At 58.9% G+C, this 14758-nt stretch carries 11 protein-coding genes; 4 read left to right on the top strand and 7 right to left on the bottom strand.

From position 1 onward, the window contains the following. Nucleotides 1-59 precede the first annotated feature (59 nt). Nucleotides 60-1085: a Fe(3+) ABC transporter substrate-binding protein gene (locus QE408_RS10160; protein ID WP_306930793.1), complete on the bottom strand. Its 1026-nt coding sequence runs from the start codon at nucleotides 1083-1085 to the stop codon at nucleotides 60-62. A gap of 145 nt (nucleotides 1086-1230) precedes the next feature. Continuing rightward, entirely contained in the window at nucleotides 1231-2292 is a 1062-nt protein-coding gene (locus tag QE408_RS10155) for an ABC transporter ATP-binding protein (protein WP_306930791.1), read from the bottom strand. A 260-nt stretch (nucleotides 2293-2552) separates the two neighbouring features. Here QE408_RS10155 and QE408_RS10150 point away from each other — a divergent pair, with 260 nt between their 5' ends. Then, on the top strand, nucleotides 2553-4265 hold the full coding sequence (locus QE408_RS10150; protein WP_306930789.1) for a long-chain fatty acid--CoA ligase: 1713 nt from the start codon (nucleotides 2553-2555) through the stop codon (nucleotides 4263-4265). 98 nt (nucleotides 4266-4363) lie between these two features. Next, nucleotides 4364-5992 carry a glucose-6-phosphate isomerase gene (pgi, locus tag QE408_RS10145; protein ID WP_306930787.1) on the top strand — a complete coding sequence of 543 codons (1629 nt, stop codon included), beginning with the start codon at nucleotides 4364-4366 and terminating at the stop codon, nucleotides 5990-5992. Nucleotides 5993-6065: 73 nt separating this feature from the next. Here pgi and QE408_RS10140 read toward each other — a convergent pair whose 3' ends face one another. Beyond that, a complete protein-coding gene (locus tag QE408_RS10140; protein ID WP_306930786.1) occupies nucleotides 6066-7451 on the bottom strand; it encodes an MFS transporter in 1386 nt (461 codons plus the stop codon). A gap of 175 nt (nucleotides 7452-7626) precedes the next feature. Then, on the bottom strand, nucleotides 7627-8574 hold the full coding sequence (locus QE408_RS10135; RefSeq protein ID WP_306930784.1) for a dihydrodipicolinate synthase family protein: 948 nt from the start codon (nucleotides 8572-8574) through the stop codon (nucleotides 7627-7629). 164 nt (nucleotides 8575-8738) lie between these two features. Between QE408_RS10135 and QE408_RS10130 the strand changes: the two genes are divergently transcribed. Then, entirely contained in the window at nucleotides 8739-9782 is a 1044-nt protein-coding gene (locus QE408_RS10130) for a LacI family DNA-binding transcriptional regulator (RefSeq protein WP_306930782.1), read from the top strand. Between the two features lie 141 nt (nucleotides 9783-9923). Here QE408_RS10130 and QE408_RS10125 read toward each other — a convergent pair whose 3' ends face one another. Then, complete coding sequence (locus QE408_RS10125; protein WP_306930779.1) at nucleotides 9924-11126, bottom strand: MFS transporter; 1203 nt, start codon at nucleotides 11124-11126, stop codon at nucleotides 9924-9926. Between the two features lie 77 nt (nucleotides 11127-11203). Between QE408_RS10125 and QE408_RS10120 the strand changes: the two genes are divergently transcribed. Next, nucleotides 11204-12178, top strand: coding sequence for an AraC family transcriptional regulator (locus QE408_RS10120; RefSeq protein ID WP_306930777.1), 975 nt, complete (start codon nucleotides 11204-11206; stop codon nucleotides 12176-12178). A 66-nt stretch (nucleotides 12179-12244) separates the two neighbouring features. Here QE408_RS10120 and QE408_RS10115 read toward each other — a convergent pair whose 3' ends face one another. Further along, on the bottom strand, nucleotides 12245-13600 hold the full coding sequence (locus QE408_RS10115; RefSeq protein ID WP_306930775.1) for a dicarboxylate/amino acid:cation symporter: 1356 nt from the start codon (nucleotides 13598-13600) through the stop codon (nucleotides 12245-12247). A 139-nt stretch (nucleotides 13601-13739) separates the two neighbouring features. Next, a complete protein-coding gene (locus tag QE408_RS10110) occupies nucleotides 13740-14708 on the bottom strand; it encodes a nucleoside recognition protein (RefSeq protein WP_306930773.1) in 969 nt (322 codons plus the stop codon). Nucleotides 14709-14758 lie beyond the last annotated feature (50 nt).

Genomic DNA, 14758 nt, shown 5'->3' with positions numbered 1-14758 from the left:
CCGCGTGAAACGGGCGCCTTGTTATGCATATGCCGGACCGCTGATCCGAGGCTAAAGCCTTAGTTGTCGAAGCCGACCTTATCAGCCAGCTCGCTGGCCTGCTTGCGGTAGGAGACGATTTCCGTCAGCGGCTTTGGATCGATCTTCAGCGTGCCAAAGGACGCGACGACATCGTTCAGAGCTGCACCCGGCTTCACCGGATATTCGAAATTGGCTTCAGCATAGATCTTCTGCGCTTCGTCGGAGACGAGGTATTCGAGAAGCTTCACGGCTTCGGCCTTGTTCGGCGCGTTCTTGGCAACCGCCGCACCGGAAATGTTCACCTGAGTGCCACCATCTTTGAACGTGGGCAGAACGACCTTGATCGCCTCGCCCCACTTCACCTGCTCTTCGCCACCCTTGCCGGTGCGCATCAGACCGACATAGTAGGAGTTCGCAAGACCGATATCGCAAATGCCGCCGAGGATGTCCTTCGCCACGTCACGGTCGCCGCCGCCTGCCTTGCGGGCGAGATTGTCCTTCACGCCCTTCAGCCAGGCTTCGGTCTTTTCTGGACCGTAGTGCGCGATGTAATCAGCAAAGAGAGCGGTATTGTAAGGATGCTGGCCGGAGCGAATGCAAACCTTGCCCTTCCACTTCGGATCGGCCAGATCTTCATAGTTGAAGGCCGTCACGTCGAGATCCTTGGCGGCATAAAGGACGCGGGCGCGCATGGACAGCGCGAACCAGTTGCCCTTCGCGTCGCGCAGTTCTGCAGGAATGGACTCGGTCAGAACCTTGGACTCGACTGGCTGGGTGACGCCCTTCTCGACGAGATCGACGAGATTGCCGGCATCCACCGTCATCAGAATGTCGGCAGGGGAGCTTGCGCCTTCGCTCAGAACGCGCTCGGCCAAACCGTCCTTCATGAAGACCGTGTTGACCTTGACGCCGCTTTCCTTGCTGAAAGCATCCAGCAATGGCTGAACGAGCGCCGGCTCACGGGTGGTGTAGATGTTGATTTCCGCAGCATTGGCCGCGCCTGCAAAAACCGCTCCGGCGACGCCAGCCAGAAGTGCAATATTTTTGGTATTGAAAAAACCCATCTCTTTCCCCTTCGGACTTCGAATGATGTCGAAGGGCACTGACCATACATGATAATGTAAATCAAGTTTAATTTGACAGTCGATCAAGCGAAACGATCACTTTGAGTTGAAAATGGCTGGATTTATCGACACAAAATTTCAGATTTCAATCTTGGGTAAAGATCAGCACATGCTTGGGGTCGACCGCAAGATGAACGTCTTTGACGTCGATCGGCGTGCGTTTCATGCTGCGTACGCGCAAATCCCGGTGCAAGCCAGGAACGCTGATCGATAGTTGTTCGATCTCGCCCATGAACATTCGACCGGATACCTGGCCTTGGAAGAGGTTGGTGTGAGACGCGACACCGGCGCCATGCACCTGAATTTCGCCCGGACGGATATAGACGAGAGCCGGCGCACCTTCCTGCAAGTCGCTGCCGTAGGAGAACCGGCCAATCGGCGTTTCCACGTGTCCGTTCCTCACCATCCCTTCCACCTTGTTGAAGGCACAGAAGAAATCCGCGGCATAGCGGCTGACGGGACGGTCATGCAGATCATAGCCCGTCCCCGACTGGACGATGTGGCCGGACTGCATGAGAACGACGCGGTCGCCAGCAGAAAGTGCCTCTTCCGGATCGTGCGTCACCATGATCGCGGTCGTCTGAAGAGCGCGCAACAGGCCAATCGTTTCTTCCCGCACGCTGTCGCGCAGGCCGCGATCAAGATTCGAGAAGGGCTCATCCATCAGCAGAATTTCAGGCTTCGGGGCCAAGGCGCGGGCAAGCGCGACACGCTGCTGCTCGCCGCCGGATAGCGTGTGCGGATAGCGGGTGGCAAGATCCGACAGTCGGACATGCTCCAGCATCTCGGTGGTGCGAGCACGCGCGTCTTTCCGCGGCATTCCCTTCAACCCGAAGGCTACATTCTGTTCGACGGTCAGATGGGGAAACAGCGCATAATCCTGAAACACAAAGCCGATGCGGCGCTTTTCCGGTTCGACGAAAAGAGAAGGGCCGGCAATCTCGGTGCCATTCATGCGCACAGTGCCCGCGTCCGGCATCTCGACACCGGCAATGATGCGCAGCAGCGTGGACTTGCCGCAGCCGGAGCGCCCGACAAGGCAGATAATCTCACCCTTCGACACCGAAAGATCGATATCTTTCAAAACCGGCACGCCGGCAAAGACCTTGCCTATGCCGCCCAGTTGTAGCGCTGCAACCTCTGTCATCCAAAACATCCATCATCGACGTCAGTTTCTTGATTGCGCAATTCAGGATTAAAGTCAAAACGCAAATTTCCAGACATGTCGCCGGTGACGTAGAAGAGTTGACGTTTACGTTAGAGTTAATTACGCTGATGTGAGTGGATGACTTCGGGAGCATCATCTACCCTCGTGACCGAGGACGGCAGACAATCTGATGAATGAGGACCCTTCAGATTGATAAGGATGCCGAGGAGGACTGCGGGGAGCAGAATGGGAGGAAAGTAATGAGCGATACCACTGCGATTCGTCAGGAGCCTCGAGCCGTGCAGCGGCCATGGCTCGCATCTTACCCGCAAGGCATACCGGCGGAATTGCCCGATCTCGGCTACACCTCGCTTGCCGAACTTTTGGAACGAAGCTGCAAGACGTTTGCCGATCGCAAGGCTTTTTCCAGTATGGGAAAATCCATCACCTATCGCGAACTTGAAGAACAGACACGCGCCATTGGTGGCTGGCTGCAGAGCATCGGCCTGCAAAAGGGCGATCGCGTCGCGGTGATGATGCCGAATATTCTGCAGAACCCTGTCGCCACTTACGCGATCCTGCGCGCCGGCCTGACGGTGGTGAATGTCAATCCGCTCTATACCCCGCGTGAGCTCGAACATCAGCTGAAGGATTCCGGTGCGAAAGCGTTATTCGTTCTGGAAAACTTCGCCCATGTCGTGCAACAGGCGCTGCCGAAAACCGATGTGAAACACGTGATCGTCGCGACCATGGGCGACCTGTTGGGCTTCAAGGGTCACATCGTCAACCTCGTGGTGCGCAAGGTCAAGAAGCTCGTTCCTCCTTATGCGCTTCCACAGGCCATCAGCTACAAGACGGTTCTGAAACAGGCGCGCGACACGACGCTGAAACCCGTCAATCTGACCCGCAGCGATATCGCCTTTCTGCAATATACCGGCGGCACGACGGGCATTTCCAAAGGCGCTGTTCTCACGCACGCCAATCTTCTGGCCAACAAGGCGCAGATCGCGCTTTGGATGGAGCCGGTCTTTGCCCGCAAGAACCGCCCCGAGGTGTTGAATTTCGTCTGCGCCCTGCCGCTCTATCATATCTTTGCGCTGACGGTAAATTCGCTGATGGGCATTGCACTTGGTGGTCACAACCTGTTGATTGCCAATCCCCGCGATATTCCCGGCTTCGTCAAGGAATTGTCGGGCTACAAAGCCCATGTCTTCCCGGGCATCAACACGCTGTTCAACGCTTTGATGAACAATGAGGATTTCCGCAAGATCGATTTTTCCTCGCTGGTTCTCGTCCTCGGCGGCGGCATGGCGGTGCAGCGCCCGGTTGCCGAACGCTGGTTCTCGATTACCGGCACCGCGATCAGCGAAGGGTACGGCCTTTCGGAGACCTCGCCGGTCGCCACGGTGAACTGCCTCGATCAAAACGGCTTCAGCGGCACCATTGGTCTTCCCGTTTCATCCACCGACATCGACATTCGCGACGATGACGGCAACAGCCTGCCGATTGGAGAAGTGGGCGAAATCTGCATCCGCGGTCCGCAGGTGATGGCGGGCTACTGGCAGCGTCCGGACGAGACCGCCAAGGTGATGACACCTGATGGCTTCTTCCGCTCCGGCGACATGGGTGTGATGGACGAACGCGGCTTCACCAAGATCGTCGACCGCAAGAAGGACATGATCCTCGTCTCCGGCTTCAATGTCTATCCGAATGAAATCGAAGAAGTGGCGGCGGCCCATCCGGGTGTACAGGAATGCGCCGCTGTCGGCGTGCCGGACGAACATTCCGGCGAAGCCGTGAAGCTCTATGTGGTCAAGAAAGACCAGTCTTTGACCGCGGCGGAATTGAAAGCCTTCTGCGCCGAGGGGCTGACCAACTATAAGCGGCCGAAGCATATCGAGTTCATCGCCGAAATGCCGAAGACCAATGTCGGCAAGATCCTGCGCCGCGAACTGAGAAAGCTGGCTAACTGATTGGCGTCGTTTGGAATAATTCAGCCGAACACGCCTTGATTTGGCCCGATGAAAGAGAATAGTTTCCTCATCCTTCCACGGAGCATGAGGAGCTTTCCATGCAGGCCATTGTCGAGACCCTGAAATCCACAGCCGCCAGCACCAACGCCACGGACATTCGAGCCGCCTTTGCTGCGGATGGTGAGCGCTTCGAACGCTTCAGCGCCCGCTTCGACGACCTTTTGATGGATTACTCCAAATGCGCCGTGAATGACGACATTCTGGCACTTTTGGAAAAGCTCGCAGCCGAAGGCGGCGTTGCCCAAAAGCGCGAAGAGATGTTCTCCGGCAAAGAGATCAACTTTACTGAAGGGCGCGCTGTCCTCCACACCGCTCTTCGCAACCGTTCGAACAAGCCCGTTCTTGTGGACGGCAAGGACGTGATGCCGGATGTGAACGGCGTTCTTTCCGCCATGGGCACGTTTGCCGATGCGATCCGCTCCGGCTCGCTCAAAGGCGCAACCGGCAAGAAAATCACCGACGTCATCAATATCGGCATTGGCGGCTCGGATCTCGGCCCGGTTATGGCGACGCTGGCGCTCGCGCCTTTCCATGACGGCCCGCGCTCCCACTTCGTCTCCAACATCGATGGCGCTCACATTGCCGACACGCTGAAGCTGATCGACCCGGAAACGTCGCTCTTCATCGTCGCCTCCAAGACCTTCACCACCATCGAGACGATGACGAACGCGGCGACTGCCCGCAAGTTCATCGCCGATGCGCTGGGTGAAGAGGCCGTCAAGCATCACTTCTGCGCGGTTTCCACCGCGCTCGACAAGGTCGCCGCCTTCGGTATCGACAGCGACCGCATTTTCGGTTTCTGGGACTGGGTTGGCGGACGTTACTCCATCTGGTCCGCCATCGGCCTGCCGCTGATGATCGCTATCGGCCCCGAAAAATTCGGCGAGTTTCTCGACGGCGCGCATGCGATGGACAAGCATTTCCGCGAGGCGCCGTTCCGCCAGAACCTGCCGATGCTGCTCGGCCTCATCGGCTTTTATCATCGCAATGTGTTGAACTATCCGACGCGCGCGATCCTGCCCTATGACCAGCGGCTGTCGCGCTTCCCGGCCTATCTGCAGCAGCTCGACATGGAATCGAATGGCAAGGGTGTGACCATCGATGGCACTCCGGTAGACGGCCAATCCGGCCCGGTGGTCTGGGGCGAGCCCGGCACCAACGGACAGCACGCCTTCTACCAGCTGATCCATCAGGGCACGAGCATCATCCCTGCCGAGTTCATGATCGCCGCCAACGGCTTCGAGAAGGAACTGCGCCACCAGCACCAATTGCTGATCGCCAATTGCCTTGCCCAGTCCGAAGCACTGATGAAAGGCCGTACGCTGGCGGAAGCCAAAGCACAGCTTACCTCCAAGGGCATGGACGACAAGAAGGCTGATTTCATCGCGCCGCACCGCGTCTTCACCGGCAACCGCCCATCGATCACCTTCGTCTACGACAAGCTGACGCCTTTCGCACTCGGCCGCCTGATCGCACTTTACGAACACCGCGTCTTCGTCGAAGGCGTGCTCTTCCGCATCAACTCCTTCGACCAGTGGGGTGTGGAACTCGGCAAGGAACTGGCAACCGGCCTTCTGCCCGTGGTGGAAGGCAAGGAAAGTGCGGCTGGTCACGACAGCTCGACGCAAGGATTGGTCAAGGCGCTGGCAGGGCTGGTGTCGGCTTAAGGGCCTGATCCATCACGAAAAAAGCCGGGACGTCGATCCCGGCTTTTTTGCGTCGTCAGATTGAGGAAGCGTCTTATGGCGACAGTTCCTCGAGAACCTTGCCCTTGGTCTCCACCGCAAACAGCATCGTCACGATGGCGCCAATGATCAGGATGACGGCGAATGTGGCGAAGACATATTGGATACCAAAGGACGACATGACGAAGCCGACAAGCATCGGGCCAGCGGAAGAGCCGAGACGCAGCCAGGCACTACCCGTGCCGGTACCGATTGCACGCATACGGGTCGGGTAGATTTCCGCCGAATAGAGGTAGAGCGAGAAAGTGACCGTCTGCACGATGGCGTAGGCGAGACCCGCCAGGATCAGTACCTGCAATGGCGAGGTCGCGCCAAGCCATGCGAGAATGACAAGCGGTACCGGAGCAAGAAGCAAGGCGCCAGCATACCAGCGTTTGCGGCCGACCTTATCAATCAGAAGCGCGCAAATGACAGCCGCGACGACGCCTGCGGCAGAGGTCATGAAGCCATAGAGAATGCTGGTTTCGAGGGGCAGGTTGAAGGTCTGGCGATAGAGCGTCGGCAACCAGGTGATCGTTCCGTTTGCCACCATATAGGCGCAGAACCACATCGCCCAGATCGAGAGCGTCCGCTTCAGATAGATGCCCTGAAACAGTTCTTTCCAGTCAGACTTGCGTCTTACAGGCGTTGCCACGACACGCGGCTCTGGAAGCGCTTTGCCGGATGCGCGCGCACTTTCCTCCATGCGAGAGACGATGGCGTCGGCCTCGTCATAACGGCCATTGGCGGCAAGCCAGCGGGGCGATTCCTTCAGGAACCAACGCAGCGGGATCATCAGGATGGCGGGGACCAGACCGACCACGAACATGGCTTTCCAGCCATAGACCGGCACCATGAAGTAACCGATCATACCGGCGCCCACGAGACCGAGCAGGAACATGACTTCGTAGAGCAGGAAGAAGCGGCCGCGTCCTTTCGAGCCAATCAGCTCGTTGATGTAGGCGCTGGCAACTGGCACTTCGCCGCCGGTTCCAATCCCCTGCATAAAGCGGAAGGCCATCATCATGCCGGCACCGGCGGCGAAGAGGCAGGCCACATCCATGCTGACGAAAAGAAGGATGGTGAAGAGCAGCACCTTCAGGCGCCCGACCTTTTCAGCAAGCCAGCCAAACAGGATCGCGCCAATGAGCTGACCGAGATATCCCATCGACAGGATCATGCCTGTCTGGGCCGGGGTAAGCCCCCATTCGCGCACGAGAACGGGCATGGCATAGGCAATCGCAATCACCGTATAGCCGTCGAAAAACGTTGCCGCCCCGACGATGTTGCGCGCCCAGAAGACTTCTCTGGTAATCGGAAGCCGCTCCAGCCTGGCGCTGATATCGGCCTGCGGATCTGCAAGGACCTTTGTAGTGCCCTTCACGAGCTGCATGACGTTCATGAGTTCCTCCTCACCCATCGCCGCTCTCTCCCGACGACGAACCTTGTTTCTACGCTTCTGCTTCTTTTGTTAAGCCGCTCCTGCCAGACATCAATAAATTGGAGCAGAGCCGGATGGGCTGTTGCATCCGGCTAAAAAGCTGCCGTCTCGGCAAGGGGCCGAGACGGCACGACGATCATTCGGCGGCGAGAAGATGCTCGACAGGGCCGATCCCCGCAGCCTCGAAGGCGGCGAAGATTTCCTGCTCCGCCTTTTCACCGAGGTTCTTCAGCGGCTCGCGGATCGTCGCGTGATCGAGAATGCCACGATGCACGAGACCGAGCTTCAAGGCGACCGTACCTTCCATGTGAGAACCGCGATGGTAGACAGCGCGCGTTACCGGGAGCAGCCGCTCGAAAATCTGGCGGGCCTTCGGATAATCCTGGGCCTTGCCAGCCTTGATCAGCTCGACCAGGAGTTCCGGCGCAATATTGCCATAGCCGACGAGAAGGCCATCGACGTCAAACATGGTCGGCAACAGCCATTCGTCATGGCAGCTCAAAACCTGCAGGTTCGGATTGGCCTTCTTGAGTTCAGGAATTTCGACATACCAGCGCTTCATGTTGCGCACGCCGTTCTTGGTGGCGACAACGCCAGGCTGTGTAGCAATGGTGAGCTGCGTATCGAGATCGTAAGAAGCCTTCGTCACATCCGGATACTGGAAGAGGATTTCCTGAAGACCCGATTCTTCCCAGATCGCCTTGTAGCGATCCTGCGGTGCACCCTTCTGGAAACCGAAACGCAGCCAACCATGGTTGGGATAGACGAGTGCGCCGGTGGCACCGGCAGCCTTGCACTTCTTGGCTTCCGCTGCGGCAACACGTGTGCCCTCACCGGTGATACCGGCGATGATCGGTATCTCACCGCCGACAGCTTCGACATAAACACGGATGAGTTCGAGACGTTCGTCTTCCGTCAGGAAAGTGCCCTCGCCTGCATGACCGAGGATGACGAGGCTCTTCACGCCCTCCATCGAGGCCAACCACTTGGCGATTTTTGCATTGGCCGCGTAATCCACTTCGCCGTCACGGGTGAAAGCGGTGACGGGTGCGGGGCTCAAGCCACGAAGATCCATGGGTTGCATCTGATTTCTCCTCCTTATCAGCTACTGTCCTCTATCGATCAGCAGTTGGGATCGTTAATGGGAACGTTCCCGTTATCGATCTTTATTATTCTGGAGTCAACGGCATTTTTCGTGCAATGTGATCGTCGAGTGCTCAGCACCAGAGCTGGAATGGAAAAAGAGAAATGGAATCAAGAGAGCGTTCGCGTCAGCCCCGAGTCACGGTTCACAGCGTGGCGGCTGCCGCAGGCGTATCGAAATCGACCGTATCGCGCATTCTGGACGAACGGCTTCCGCGGTCCGACAGCGAGACGGCGCGGCGCGTGCGGAAAATCGCCGCGGAGCTTGGCTATGTGAGGGATGTCTCCGCGGCCAGTCTGCGGCGTGGCAGTACGATGACGATCGGCGTCATTGTGCCTCGGTTGACGGATACGGTGATGGCGATGCTTTATGAGGCGATCGTCAAAGCCTGTGCCCGAACCGGTCGTTTCGCCATCGTGGCGACCACGGAAGATAATCCGGAAGCGGACCGCCTAGCCGCGGAATCGCTGCTGAACCGCGGTGTCGACGGCCTTATTCTTTCAACGGCGCGTGACGGCGACACCTTCCCGGATGAACTGAACGAGCGTGGCGTACCTTATGTGCTTGCGCTGCGAACGGATCATCATAGCCTCTCCGCCGTTGGTGATGATAAACTGGGGGGCTATCTGGCGACACGCCATTTGCTTGATCTCGGACATCAACGGATCGGCGTGATCGCCGGGCCAAATTACGCCTCCAGCGCCACCGGCCGTGTTGAAGGATACAAGCAGGCGCTGGCCGAAGCATCCATTCCGGTCGATCCCGCCCTCATCGTGCCGTCGACATTCGGAATCCAGTCCGGCGCCGAAGCGGTGCAGACGCTCATGTCGCTCGACTGTCGACCCTCGGCTATTTTTGCCGTGAACGACAATACCGCCATCGGGGCGCTCTCCGCGCTGAACAAGATGGGTCTATCTGTCCCCGATGACATTTCGCTCATCGGCTACAACGACATCCCCATCGTCAGCCATCTTTCGACGCCTCTCACGACGTTGCGCGTTCCCTTCGACCAGATTGCCTCTCACGCGCTCGACTTGCTCACCCACACCACCGCCCCGCGCGACAACCGCATTCTCGTATCCGCCCCGACCCTTATCCCGAGAAAGTCGACTGCGCGATTTTTGGGAGCATCCACCATCCAGTCATGATCTCGGTTTCCAGCGAGGGTCACTCGCCATCGATTTCATGACTTGGCCGTGGCCGGGCATGGCCCGGTAAACACACTGACATTCCAACAGAAAAAGCCGGGAAGGATCTCCCCGGCTTTTGATGTCAGTTTTGGCCTTTCCTTACGCCATGCTGGCTTCTGGCCGCGACCGCACGCCGACCATGATGCCGATGGCGGCAAGAGCGAGGATCAGTCCGCTGGTGCCGAAGACGCTCACTGCGCCGCTGAGATCGAAGATGATGCCGCCGACTGCCGCACCCATGGCAATGGCGAATTGGATGGAGGCGACAAGGAGACCGCCGGCACTTTCTGCTTCATCTGGAATGGTGCGCGCCAGCCAGGTGGACCAGGCGACCGGAACGGCGCCAAAGAGGAAGCCCCAGAAGGCGACGAGGACTGCGGCAAGCGGCAAAGGCGGCGCCGTCGTTACCAAAAGAACTGCAATCAACGCCATGAAAAGAGGAAGCGCTGCGAGTGACATTTTCAGGCTGCGGCTGATCAGTGATCCGGCAACGAGGGTGCCGACGAAATTGGCCAGTCCGAAGCCGAGCAGCAGGGCGGAGACCATGCCGATGCCCGCACCGATATCAGCTTCCAGATAGGGACGCAGATAGGTGAAGAAGGCAAAATGGCCGCCGAAAACCAGCGTCGCCGCAACAAGGCCGAGCGCAATACCAGGCCTCTTCAGCACAACACCAAGTGTCTTGATGCTGCTGGTTCCTGTCGGGGCAAGCTTCGGCAGGGTGAAAAACTGTGCGAAGAAAGCGGCCACACCGAGCAATGCCGTCAGCACGAAAACGAAGCGCCAGCCTGCGAGCTCACCCACATAGCTGCCAACGGGTGCCGCAACGATGGTTGCTGCCGAAACGCCGCTGAATATCATGGAAAGTGCCCGGGGCACGCTGGCTGCGGGGACCAGCCGGATGACGATTGCGGTGGACATGGCCCAGAAACCACCGAGCGCCACGCCAAGCAGCAAGCGTCCGATCAGAAGTATCATCAGACCGGGAGCCGCCGCCACCATCAGGTTAGAGATGACGAGGAGGGCCGAAAAGATCATCATCAGGTGTCGCCGATCAATGCGACGCGCGACGGATGTGATCAGGAGGCTGGCCACCATGCCGACAACGGCGGTCACGGTGACCGCCTGACCGGCTGCACCTTCGGTGATGCCGAGGTCTGCGGCGATGGGTGTGAGGAGGCTTGCCGGCAGAAATTCTGCGGTGACCAGCCCGAAGACGCCAAGCGCCATGGAGATGACGGCGCCCCAGGCGGGCGCCTCGGGGTCATCCGCGGCGGGATTTGAAACAGGTGTCGGGTTCATCGGTATGTCCTTTGGGAGGAGAGGATGGCAGAAGCATAGACTCGACTTTCCGGACGATCCATGCCACAAAATCCGCCATGTTTGATCAAACGTCCGGAAATCAGCCCTCACCCGATCTCATCAGCGAATTGTTGATGGGGATGCGGCTCGTCGGACTGGATTATCGCCGCATCGAGGCTTCCGCTCCCTTCGGGTTTTCCTTCGGTGAAGTAGAAGGTCGCGCGCAGTTTCATTTCGTGGCGTGCGGACCGGTCTATCTTCGTACCTCCTCCGGTATGCTGCATAAGATGGATGCGGGCGATGCAGTTTTGCTACCGCGTGGCGGGCCGCATGCGCTGCTTTCCGATCCTGATATTGCCTGCCAGAACATCCGCTCGCTGGATGCCGCACCTCTTTGTAACTCCGTCAGCGCCATCAAGACCTGCGAACCCGATGTGCCGAGCGAAGAGCGCGTGCTGGTGTTTAGTGGTTGCATGGAATTCGATCTCGGAGCCATGCATCCGATCACCGGGCTGATGCCCGAGGTGATGTTCGTCAACACGCTCACCTCGCGTTATCCGGAACTTCTTCCCATGCTGGAAGCGATGGAGCGGGAGACCCGCCAGGCGCGCGCCGGCTTTGCCGGTATTCTCGCCCGGCTTGCCGATGTCGTCGCCGCCTTTATCGTGCGGGCCTGGGTGGAATGCGGTTGCGGCGATTCCTCCGGCTGGGTGGCCGCGCTTCGCGACCCTCGTCTTGGTCGCGTCATTCTCGCGATCCACAACAATCCCGGCCATGATTGGACTCTCGCGGAACTGGCCGGCGTGATGGGCGCATCGCGCTCCGTTTTTGCCGAGCGGTTTCTGGAGGTGACCGGCATGACGCCGGTGCGCTACCTCACCGAGTTGCGTATGCGTCTTGCCATGCAATGGATCGGCAAGGAGAGGATGCCGATCGAAACGGCGGCGGTGAAGCTTGGCTATGGTTCCCAGGCTGCCTTCAGCCGCGCCTTCAAGCGCATCGTCGGCCATCCGCCGAGCGCTCTTTCATCCTCGATCAGCCATCACGCGTAACAGTGCCCAAAAGAAAGCCCGCCGACTGCTTTGCAGGGCGGGCTTTCTGAGCGCTCGCGAGTACACCTACTCCGCCGGCGTTGCTGCCGGATCGAGCGCGTCGATGCCTTCATGGCGATCATAGGCCGCCTGATCGAGGATGCCCTGACGCTTGGCAACAATCGTCGGGATCAGCGCCTGGCCTGCGACATTGACCGCGGTGCGGCCCATATCGAGGATGGGGTCGACCGCAAGCAGCAGACCGACGCCCTGCAATGGCAGGCCGAGTGTCGAGAGGGTCAGCGTCAACATCACGGTCGCACCCGTCAGTCCCGCCGTTGCCGCCGAGCCGAGCACCGAAACGAAGACGATCAGCACATATTCCTGAATGCCAAGCGGCAGACCATAGAACTGGGCGACGAAGATGGCGGAGATCGCCGGATAGATCGCAGCACAGCCATCCATCTTGGTGGTCGCACCAAGCGGCACGGCGAAGGCGGAATATTCCCTTGGCACACCGAGGTTGCGCTCGGTCACCTGTTCCGTCACCGGCAAAGTGCCGATGGACGAGCGGGAGACGAAGGCGAGCTGGATTGCCGGCCATGCGCCTGCGAAGAAGCGCACCGGGTTCAGCCCGTTTGCCGCCAGGATCACCGGGTAGACGACAAAGAGAACGATGGCGAGGCCTATATAGATCGCGGCGGAGAACCAGCCGAGTGAGGCGAGCGCTTCCCAGCCGTAAACGGCGACCGCATTGCCGAGCAGACCGATCGTTCCGATCGGCGTCAGGCGAATAACCCACCAGAGCATCTTGCGGGTGATGGCGAGCAGCGAACGATTGAAGGAGAGGAAGGCTTCGGCCTTCTCACCTACTTGAAGGGCTGCAATGCCAACCGCAATAGAGACGACCAGAATTTGCAGAACGTTGAAGTTCAGCGCCGTGGTGGCTCCCGTCTGCGTGACCTTGGTCGAGGCCTGCAGGCCGAGGATGTTGGAAGGGATCAGACCCTTTAAGAAATCCAGCCATGAGCCGGTGGTGGAGGGTGCCGCCGCCGTAGTTGCCTCTACGCCGGTGTTGAGGCCGGGCTGGATGAGAAGGCCGAGCGTGATGCCGATCAACACTGCGATCAGCGCGGTAATGGCGAACCAGAGCAGCGTCTGCCAGACAAGGCGTGCTGCATTGTTCAGCTCGCGCAGATTGGCAATGCTGGCCACGATGGCGGTAAAGATCAGAAGTGGCACAAGCGCGCGCAACAACTGCACGAAGATGGAGCCGACCGTGGAGAGCGCCTGGACCAGCCAGTTCGGCCCGGCCTCCGTGGAACCCATTTCGCGAGCAACGTAGCCAAGGACAAGGCCAACCACCATGGCGGCGAAAACCTGGAAACCGAAGGACGCGTAGAACGGCCTCTGCGTCCGTTGTGAGGAAGATGAAGCAGACATGTGTTGAATTCCGTGAAAGCGAGAATGCTTGAGCATCTAACGCGTGAAGGAAAGGATTGCTCCTATATTCGGCGCCATGCACAGAATTTCAACGAATTGGATTTTGCGCGATCGGTAATGTGGAGAATTCTGTTTCACCTCAAGCGTCTCGCGGCTGGCTTCTGTAGAGCCGTGCGAAGAAGGCTCGATCCGATATGGCTGCCAGAGAAAGCGCCAAGGCTGCTGTTGCGCCAATGGCAAAGACGACACGCCCGATCAGGATGCTGCAGACATCGGCGCCGAGCGAGACCATCACCAGCGTATCCTCGATGATGCTGTGGGCAAATCCCATGAAGACGCAGGAGAGGAAGATCTGGCGTGGCGCAATGATGCCGGACCTCGCTTCACGGATCAGAAGACCGGCGCCGTAGGAAATACCTAAGAAAAGTCCGATCGCGGTCAAATGCCCCGCCTCGCCTTTAATGCCAGCCAGTCGCAGCACGGGTTCTATCGCCTTCATCATCAAGCCCAGGATGCCCGTGATCTTCAGCACTTCAAGCGTCCATGAAAGGAGAAGCAGGACGACGAGCATCATCACCATGGCTTCGGCCAGTCCCCAGACATAGACGGACCAATCTGGTGTAACCGCGCCCGGCACCCATGCCGGAGCGACGGGGGCGGACAGCCAGCCGGTAGCCTGGAACAGGTGATGGAGGATGAGCGCATAAACGAAACCTCCGACGATGCGAAGTGTCGTGGTTGCCACCATGCCCGGCCCGGCGTTCTGTATGATCTTCTGCTCCAGCGGCAGTCCATGGGCGAAGAGAACCAGAGCAGAAAACACCGTGACATCCGCCGTGCTAAGCTCCGAGACCGGAACGAGTGTGAAGATCAAGGGTACCGCACCCCATACACCAACCAGCATCGCAGTCAGCCACGCGAGCCCCAGTTCTGGAGGAAGGCCGACGGCGTGCATCACCGCCGCGAAGGCGGGAGCGATGGCTTCGACAACGCCCAATCGCGACAGGACCTCGGTCAACACTGAAATCGGCACTGTGATCTTTACCAGTAGCCAATAGATCTCAAGCGTTTCACGCGACTTCAGCAGCAGGGATTGAAAGAACGGCATCGGCAACTCCTCGGGGCTGGCCATTCTATAGCCTGCGGCCAGTGGCATTT

The organism is Agrobacterium larrymoorei, assembly GCF_030819275.1.
Classification (GTDB): domain Bacteria; phylum Pseudomonadota; class Alphaproteobacteria; order Rhizobiales; family Rhizobiaceae; genus Agrobacterium; species Agrobacterium larrymoorei_B.
This window is presented reverse-complemented; position numbering and strand designations above follow the sequence as displayed.

Coding starts and splice junctions, on each gene's coding strand:
- QE408_RS10160 (WP_306930793.1), bottom strand. CDS start 1,085: ATGGGTTTTTTCAATACCAAAAATATTGCACTTCTGGCTGGCGTCGCC.
- QE408_RS10155 (WP_306930791.1), bottom strand. CDS start 2,292: ATGACAGAGGTTGCAGCGCTACAACTGGGCGGCATAGGCAAGGTCTTT.
- QE408_RS10150 (WP_306930789.1), top strand. CDS start 2,553: ATGAGCGATACCACTGCGATTCGTCAGGAGCCTCGAGCCGTGCAGCGG.
- pgi (WP_306930787.1), top strand. CDS start 4,364: ATGCAGGCCATTGTCGAGACCCTGAAATCCACAGCCGCCAGCACCAAC.
- QE408_RS10140 (WP_306930786.1), bottom strand. CDS start 7,451: ATGAACGTCATGCAGCTCGTGAAGGGCACTACAAAGGTCCTTGCAGAT.
- QE408_RS10135 (WP_306930784.1), bottom strand. CDS start 8,574: ATGCAACCCATGGATCTTCGTGGCTTGAGCCCCGCACCCGTCACCGCT.
- QE408_RS10130 (WP_306930782.1), top strand. CDS start 8,739: ATGGAATCAAGAGAGCGTTCGCGTCAGCCCCGAGTCACGGTTCACAGC.
- QE408_RS10125 (WP_306930779.1), bottom strand. CDS start 11,126: ATGAACCCGACACCTGTTTCAAATCCCGCCGCGGATGACCCCGAGGCG.
- QE408_RS10120 (WP_306930777.1), top strand. CDS start 11,204: ATGTTTGATCAAACGTCCGGAAATCAGCCCTCACCCGATCTCATCAGC.
- QE408_RS10115 (WP_306930775.1), bottom strand. CDS start 13,600: ATGTCTGCTTCATCTTCCTCACAACGGACGCAGAGGCCGTTCTACGCG.
- QE408_RS10110 (WP_306930773.1), bottom strand. CDS start 14,708: ATGCCGTTCTTTCAATCCCTGCTGCTGAAGTCGCGTGAAACGCTTGAG.